The sequence below is a fragment of the Vibrio sp. 10N.286.52.C3 genome, from assembly GCF_041468865.1.
Taxonomy (GTDB): domain Bacteria; phylum Pseudomonadota; class Gammaproteobacteria; order Enterobacterales; family Vibrionaceae; genus Vibrio; species Vibrio crassostreae_C.
Map to the genome: position 1 here is coordinate 152066 of NZ_JBFRJM010000019.1, position 7569 is coordinate 159634.

Annotated in this window: 7 protein-coding genes; 4 read left to right on the forward strand and 3 right to left on the reverse strand. The window is 44.4% G+C overall.

The window, feature by feature from the left end:
* The first annotated feature begins 310 nt into the window (after nucleotides 1-310).
* Both lpcA and AB4138_RS08585 read left to right on the forward strand, forming a co-directional pair.
* On the forward strand, nucleotides 311-886 hold the full coding sequence (gene lpcA, locus AB4138_RS08580; protein ID WP_017063379.1) for a D-sedoheptulose 7-phosphate isomerase: 576 nt from the start codon (nucleotides 311-313) through the stop codon (nucleotides 884-886).
* Between the two features lie 67 nt (nucleotides 887-953).
* Nucleotides 954-1799: a class II glutamine amidotransferase gene (locus AB4138_RS08585; RefSeq protein WP_372305632.1), complete on the forward strand. Its 846-nt coding sequence runs from the start codon at nucleotides 954-956 to the stop codon at nucleotides 1797-1799.
* A gap of 120 nt (nucleotides 1800-1919) precedes the next feature.
* Here AB4138_RS08585 and purN read toward each other — a convergent pair whose 3' ends face one another.
* Both purN and purM read right to left on the reverse strand, forming a co-directional pair.
* Nucleotides 1920-2594 (reverse strand): phosphoribosylglycinamide formyltransferase, encoded by a 675-nt coding sequence (gene purN / locus AB4138_RS08590; RefSeq protein WP_017060717.1) that lies wholly within the window; start codon nucleotides 2592-2594, stop codon nucleotides 1920-1922.
* Between the two features lie 132 nt (nucleotides 2595-2726).
* Nucleotides 2727-3767: a phosphoribosylformylglycinamidine cyclo-ligase gene (gene purM, locus AB4138_RS08595; RefSeq protein WP_008222945.1), complete on the reverse strand. Its 1041-nt coding sequence runs from the start codon at nucleotides 3765-3767 to the stop codon at nucleotides 2727-2729.
* 169 nt (nucleotides 3768-3936) lie between these two features.
* Between purM and upp the strand changes: the two genes are divergently transcribed.
* A complete protein-coding gene (gene upp / locus AB4138_RS08600) occupies nucleotides 3937-4563 on the forward strand; it encodes a uracil phosphoribosyltransferase (RefSeq protein ID WP_004738627.1) in 627 nt (208 codons plus the stop codon).
* A gap of 141 nt (nucleotides 4564-4704) precedes the next feature.
* Here upp and AB4138_RS08605 read toward each other — a convergent pair whose 3' ends face one another.
* Nucleotides 4705-5943: a uracil-xanthine permease family protein gene (locus tag AB4138_RS08605; RefSeq protein ID WP_017060715.1), complete on the reverse strand. Its 1239-nt coding sequence runs from the start codon at nucleotides 5941-5943 to the stop codon at nucleotides 4705-4707.
* A 278-nt stretch (nucleotides 5944-6221) separates the two neighbouring features.
* Here AB4138_RS08605 and AB4138_RS08610 point away from each other — a divergent pair, with 278 nt between their 5' ends.
* On the forward strand, nucleotides 6222-7481 hold the full coding sequence (locus tag AB4138_RS08610; RefSeq protein WP_017060714.1) for a DUF2066 domain-containing protein: 1260 nt from the start codon (nucleotides 6222-6224) through the stop codon (nucleotides 7479-7481).
* The last annotated feature ends 88 nt before the right edge of the window (nucleotides 7482-7569 follow it).

Below are 7569 nucleotides of genomic sequence, written 5' to 3' on the forward strand. Positions count from 1 at the left end.
GATCACTTATTGTTATTAAGTTTTAGGTAAGAGGTCTAACCAGTCAAGTGTAAACAAAATATTAAATATTTGTAAAACTCCAAGGTGAGTAAAAAGTGATCTCAATAGAGTTAAAGTTCTAATTGTGAGAGGTTGGTGGCGAATATTTGGACGGATTTACAACGACAAGTTAATTAAGGTGGCAATCTTTGGGCTTAAGTGTCGACACTATTTCATGTTTGTGGGTAAACTCAGCTATAAAGAGGGGAAAACCCTCAGTTCTCATTTCACGCACTTTAAGCTGCGTCAAAAAAAATAAGAGATAAGTCTTATGTACCAAGACCTAATCAAAAGTGAATTAAACGAAGCTGCTGACGTTCTGAATAAGTTCCTGAGTGATGACCATAACATCGCTCAAATTGAAGCGGCGGCAAAACTGATTGCTGACTCATTCAAGCAAGAGGGCAAAGTGCTTTCTTGTGGCAACGGTGGTTCACACTGTGATGCAATGCACTTCGCGGAAGAGCTTACAGGCCGATACCGTGAAAACCGTCCAGGTTACGCTGGCATTGCGATTTCAGATCCAAGCCACCTGTCTTGCGTGAGTAATGATTTTGGCTACGACCACGTATTTTCTCGTTATGTAGAAGCGGTAGGTCGTAAAGGTGATGTGTTGTTCGGTCTGTCGACTTCAGGTAACTCTGCCAATATTCTAAAAGCGATTGAAGCTGCTCAAGCTAAAGGCATGAAGACGATTGCATTGACGGGTAAAGATGGCGGCAAAATGGCGGGTTGTGCTGATATCGAAATCCGAGTACCACACTTTGGTTACGCAGATCGTATCCAAGAGATTCACATTAAGATCATTCATATTGTGATTCAGCTTGTTGAAAAAGAGATGGAATAATAGTTTTACAGACATTTGGAACCCATGTTTGTGGCTCCATTGGTTTTAATAGGGAGTAGATTAAACCATGTGTGAATTGCTCGGTATGAGCGCGAATGTGCCAACTGATATTTGTTTTAGCTTTACTGGTCTTATGCAGCGTGGAGGCAATACTGGCCCGCATCGTGATGGCTGGGGTATTACCTTCTATGAGGGAAAGGGTTTTCGTACATTTAAAGATCCTAACCCTAGCTGTGAATCAAAGATTGCTGAGTTGGTTCAAAACTACCCAATTAAAAGCCAAGCCGTTGTCAGTCATATCCGTCAAGCGAACCGTGGTGGTGTTAATCTAGAGAATACACACCCTTTTACTCGTGAGCTTTGGGGGCGATACTGGACCTTTGCTCACAATGGTCAATTAACGGATTATGACGATCTGACCAGTGGTCGTTTCAGACCGGTTGGCGAGACAGACAGTGAACTCTCTTTCTGTTGGCTACTCAAACAACTTGAAGAGCGTTTCCCTGAGCCACCTCAAGATATGGAAGGTATGTTCCGCTTTGTGGCTGAGTGTTGTGACAAGCTACGCGAGAAAGGCGTATTTAACATGTTATTGAGTGATGGTGAGTATGTGATGACTTACTGTACTAACCATTTGTACTGGATAACCAGACGCGCACCTTTTGGTAATGCGAGCCTGATTGATGAAGATGTTGAGATAAACTTCCAAGAAGAGACTACGCCAAATGATGTGGTGACGGTGGTAGCAACTCAACCTCTTACGGACAATGAAGAGTGGTTTAGAATGAAGCCGGGCGAATATGCGCTGTTTCATTTTGGTGAGCTGATTGGCAATAACCATCAAGCGTTGGAAGATGTCGCTTATGCGCCGAAGAAGGTAGCAAGCCAAGCGCCAACTGAACCATTGAGCTGAGCTAAGTATCCCGAATAGTATTATTTGAACCGTATAAAAAAGGCCGCTTACTGCACTAACCAGTCAGTAAGCGGCCTTTTTGTTTTTCAGCAATTTGTTGTCTGAGAGTCGTTTGACGAATTACTCTTCTGCGTAACCGTGTTTACCTAATGCTTTACCGTCTAACACAGCCTGTCCATTGACCATTGATAAACGGTCTTCCGCGAACCACTTGCAGACCATAGGGTAAATGCAGTGTTCTTGAGTCAGCACTCGGCTTGCCAACATATCAGCATCATCATCTTCAAATACCGGCACCTTAGCTTGCAAGATCACAGGGCCGCCATCGAGCTCCTCGGTAACAAAGTGGACGCTAGTACCGTGTTCTTTGTCTTGCGCATCAATGGCACGCTGGTGGGTGTGTAGGCCTGGGTATTTCGGCAACAGAGAAGGGTGGATGTTGACCATTTTCCCTGCATAGTGACGAACAAACTCTGAACTCAGGATTCGCATGTAGCCAGCGAGTACGATTAAATCTGGCTGGTAAGCATCGATCTGAACCATCAATTCATGGTCAAACTCTTCACGTGAACCAAAGTCTTTTGGATTCACTGAATGAGCGTCAACACCTGCGGTTTTCGCTCGTTCTAATCCAAAAGCCTCTGCTTTGTTTGAGAAGACAGCTTTAACCGATGCATCAATCATATCGCTATCGCAGGCATCTAAAATAGCCTGTAAGTTACTTCCGCTTCCTGAAACTAACACAACGATGTTTTTCTGAGAGTGACTGGTTTTATTTGAGTGATTGTTTTTCATAGAGTGGGTCATACGATTGATTAACTGAATTGTTTACAATGTACCTACATAAACTAAGGTTTTCTGCGGGCTAAATAGCAAAATGAGGACCATTAGGTCCTCATTGATTAACTAAGTAAGTGAGCGTATCACTTATTTAATTTCAACTTGCTCTTCGCCAGCTTCAGCGTTTGCGATCTCACCGATAACCCAAGCGTTTTCGCCTTCAGCTTTCAGTAGTTCAACAGCAGCGTCTGCTTGATCTTTAGGTAGAGCAACAACTAGGCCTACACCACAGTTGAAAGTGCGGTACATTTCGAATGTCTCCACGTTACCTTTCTCTTGTAGCCAGTTGAAGATAGCAGGCCATTCCCAGCTCTTGCCATCAATAACTGCTTTAGTACCTTCAGGAAGTACGCGTGGGATGTTTTCCCAGAAACCACCACCTGTGATGTGTGAGATAGCATGAATGTCATGCTCTGCAATCATCTTAAGCGCTGATTTGATGTAAATCTTAGTTGGTTCTAGTAGGTGCTCACCGATAGTGCGACCTTCTAGTTCTTCACTCTTATCAGCACCAGAAACTTCTAGGACTTTACGAATTAAAGAGTAACCGTTTGAGTGTGGACCACTTGAGCCAACAGCGATAAGTGCGTCGCCTGCTGCTACTTTAGTGCCGTCAATGATGTCCGCTTTTTCTACAACACCAACACAGAAGCCAGCTACATCGTAGTCGTCGCCTTCGTACATGCCTGGCATTTCAGCAGTTTCACCACCGATAAGTGCACAACCAGCTTGAACACAACCTTCAGCGATGCCAGAAACAACGTCTGCTGCTGTGTCTACATCTAGCTTACCTGTTGCGTAGTAGTCTAGGAAGAATAGAGGCTCACCACCTTGAACGATTAGGTCGTTCACACACATTGCCACTAGGTCGATACCAATGGTGTCGTGTTTTTTCAGATCCAAAGCAAGGCGAAGTTTAGTACCAACACCATCAGTACCTGAAACAAGTACTGGCTCTTTGTATTTCGTTGGAAGTTCACATAGGGCGCCAAAGCCACCAATACCGCCCATTACTTCAGGGCGACGAGTGCGTTTAACAGCACCTTTAATACGGTCTACTAGTGCATTACCTGCGTCGATATCAACACCAGCGTCTTTGTAGCTTAGAGAAGAAGTATTACCACTCACGGGATAGTCCTCGAACTTAAGTTGGATGTGAAAACGGCGCTATTCTAACAGGGCTTGAATATGAAGAGCAAACGTTTGCGCGGTTTTTTTTATTAGAATAAAGATTCTGAAATAACCTTAGAGTTCGTGTATAATCTACAGGTTTGTTTAAATATTGCCGGAGTTGGAAATGAAAGTTGTTGAAGTGAAACACCCGCTAGTAAAACATAAAATTGGCCTGATGCGTGAAGGTGAGATTAGCACTAAGCGTTTTCGTGAGCTAGCGACAGAAGTGGGTAGCCTTCTAACATACGAAGCGACATCAGACTTTGAAACTGAACGTGTAACTATTAATGGTTGGGACGGCCCAGTTGAAGTTGACCAAATTAAAGGTAAAAAAGTAACAGTAGTGCCAATCCTACGTGCTGGTCTAGGCATGATGGACGGTGTTCTTGAGCACATCCCAAGCGCACGTATCAGCGTTGTTGGTATCTACCGTGACGAAGAAACGCTTGAGCCAGTTCCATATTTCAACAAGCTTGCATCTAACATCGATGAGCGTATCGCTCTAGTGGTAGACCCAATGCTTGCAACGGGTGGTTCTATGATCGCGACTATCGACCTGATGAAAGAGAAAGGTTGTAAGCACTTCAAGATTCTTGTTCTTGTAGCGGCTCCTGAAGGTATTGCGGCTCTAGAAAAAGCGCACCCAGATGTTGAACTTTACACAGCTGCAATCGATGAGAAGCTAAACGACAAGGGTTACATTGTTCCTGGTCTTGGCGATGCTGGTGATAAGATCTTCGGTACTAAGTAATTCGGTTTCAGCTTAAGTGACTCTAAATCGTTTCTTAACTCGCTGAATTAGCCGTATTAATAAAAAGGGAGAGCATTCAATGCTCTCCCTTTTTTGATCTTGTTAGGTTGTGATTCTTTGGAATCTAGCCTTACCGACTCATTAATCGATTTGAGCTTTATCTACCACAGTGTTGTCACCTAGCTCTTCTGGAAGTACTAGGTTAAGTAGAATCGCTACGATACCGCACAAGCTTACGCCCTGTAGGCTAAAGTCACCGATACCAAAGGCCATGCCGCCAATACCAAAGACTAAAGTAATGCCCACAATCACAAGGTTACGTGATTTGTGTAGGTCAACATTGTTTTTGATTAGCGTGTTAAGACCCACTGTTGCGATAGAGCCAAACAGTAGAATCATGATTCCGCCCATTACAGGAACCGGAATCGTTTGAAGTAGTGCGCCTAGCTTGCCAACCAATGCAAGAACGATGGCTGTGACTGCAGCCCAAGTCATGATCACAGGGTTGAATGCTTTGGTAAGCATTACTGCGCCTGTTACTTCACTGTACGTAGTGTTTGGCGGCGCGCCCAGCATTGAAGCGGCAATTGTTGCCACACCGTCGCCAGTAATAGTGCGGTGTAAACCTGGTTTTTTAAGGTAGTCTTTACCGGTCACGTTAGATATCGCAAGCATATCACCTACGTGTTCAACGGCAGGTGCAATCGCGACAAATACCATAAAAAAGATAGCGTTGATGTTGAACTCTGGCGTTGTGAAGTTTGGCAGTGCTAACCAAGATGCTTGCGCTACTGGAGTGAAGTCTACCGCGCCGTATACCAAGCTGGTGATGTAACCCGCAACAATACCACCGAAGATTGGCAGTAGCTTAAGGAAGCCTTTTGAAAACACACTGATGACAATCGTCACTAACAGTGAAATTGAAGAGATCCACAGGGCAGCGTCTGCATCAACAAGCTGAACCGCACCATCGCCTGTCTTACCTAGCGCCATGTTAACTGCAACAGGTGCAAGACCTAAACCGATAACCATGATCACAGGGCCAACAACGACTGGTGGAAGCAGTTTATGGATGAAGCCAACGCCACGAACTTTAATTAACGCGCCCATTAGTACATACACAACACCCGCCGCCATCAAGCCGCCCATGGTTGCACCAACACCCCAAGTTTGAATACCAAACATGATAGGCGCGATGAAAGCAAAAGAAGATGCTAAGAAGATTGGCACTGAACGGCGTGTAATAAGTTGGAATAAAAGGGTACCGATACCTGCGCCAAACAGTGCAACGTTGGGATCGAGTCCAGTCAGTAGCGGCACTAATACAAGCGCACCAAATGCTACAAACAGCATTTGCGCACCTTGCAGAGCATTTTTCATGTTATGTCCTTAAAAATGGTCGTTATATGAAAAGCGAAAAATAAAATTCGCGGGATTCTATCACTTGGCAATCGATTGCTACACCAAATAGATCAAATTTATTTATCTTAGTGATGTTTTATATCCATCTAAGCCCTAGAAATTCAGTTTATAAGTGAGCGATTTATCATGGCCAGGTGATATTTTGTGGTTATTAAACACAGTGGGCGCTATCGACCTTGCCCCTCAATCCATAGTTGCTTATCATCTAGGCATAAGATTTGAATATTAGGATCAGTATGCGCTACATAGCATTGTTGTTGATGGGACTATTAGCCTCTCCGAGTTATGCCTTAACTCAAGTAGATATTTTTAGTGCTGAAGTTGCGATTAACGCTGAAGACAAACAGCCAGAACAAGTGGCAAGAAATACAGGTATGGAGCAGGTATTGATACGTGCGACTGGCCAAACTGATGTCGCTTCTAATGAGACGATTCAAAAGGCGATGCGCAAGAGTTCGCAGTACATGTCTCAAATGAGTTTTGGCGAAAGCAATGACCAATCAACATTGCGTATGCGTTTTAACGGTGCTCAAATCCGTTCTCTGTTGACTCAAGCACAGTTACCTTACTGGCCTGACACGCGTTCAAACATCCTTGTTTGGCTTGTGGAAGAGGACAACTACGACAAGAACATCGTATGGGAACACTCTAACTCACAGTTAGCAGCTAGCTTACAAGCGAACGCAAAAGAGCGTGGCTTGCCTCTAACGCTGCCTGTGGGTGACTTTGACGATATTACGGGTATTGCGACTTCTGATTTGTGGGGTAGCTTTGTTACGCCAATCAGTAAAGCGAGTCAGCGTTATCCTGTTGATGCTGTGTTGGTGATAAAGGCTCAATCTTCAGGCCTACGTTGGGCTCTATACGATCAAAAGCCAAGTCAATTGACGAGTGCACCAACATCGCCTGTAAGTGGTTCACTATCGGGTAACAGCGACACGACTTCTAAGAAGTTAGTTGACCAAATCAGTAACTACTACGCAGGCAAAAGTGCTGTGACGGTAGCGAGTGAGTCATCAGAATCGATTTTAACGCAGTTTATTAGCCTGAATAATGCTCAAGACTTCTTCCAGTTAGAGAACGCACTTAAGCGTCTAAACTCGGTGGCAAGCCTAGATATTCTGAAGATTCAGAACAACGAAGTCACTTTCCGAATTCACTTATTGTCGACTCAACAAGAGTTTGAGCAAGAAGTAGCAAGTATTCGCCAAGTTGCGAAGGTTGAAGAATCTTACATTGAGCCTGAAGTGAGCCCTGAATTTGAAACTCAAGACAACACAATGTCTGTAGGTGATGATTCAACAGACGCTGCTGAAGTCGTTGGTGACGAAACTGACTCAGGCGTACAAGTGATTAAGGGCAACGAGGTATCTGAGGATGCTGAGCTAACGAATACGCCTGACGCAACGTTAGAGGATTCTAGTACAGAAGATCTAACCATCACTGCGCCAGTACATGCTAAGCCAAGCTTGGTATACGAGTGGGTTCGCTCATAATTGTCAGCTGACATGACTGATTGAAATGAAAACTTGAAAAAAGCCCTGCAAGAGCAATCTCGCAGGGCTTTTTGTTGTGCGCCGAGCA

Excerpts from the sequence above, each read along its gene's own strand:
- AB4138_RS08610 (WP_017060714.1), top strand. The coding sequence starts at position 6,222 with ATGCGCTACATAGCATTGTTGTTGATGGGACTATTAGCCTCTCCGAGT.
- upp (WP_004738627.1), top strand. The coding sequence starts at position 3,937 with ATGAAAGTTGTTGAAGTGAAACACCCGCTAGTAAAACATAAAATTGGC.
- purN (WP_017060717.1), bottom strand. The coding sequence starts at position 2,594 with ATGAAAAACAATCACTCAAATAAAACCAGTCACTCTCAGAAAAACATC.
- lpcA (WP_017063379.1), top strand. The coding sequence starts at position 311 with ATGTACCAAGACCTAATCAAAAGTGAATTAAACGAAGCTGCTGACGTT.
- AB4138_RS08585 (WP_372305632.1), top strand. The coding sequence starts at position 954 with ATGTGTGAATTGCTCGGTATGAGCGCGAATGTGCCAACTGATATTTGT.
- AB4138_RS08605 (WP_017060715.1), bottom strand. The coding sequence starts at position 5,943 with ATGAAAAATGCTCTGCAAGGTGCGCAAATGCTGTTTGTAGCATTTGGT.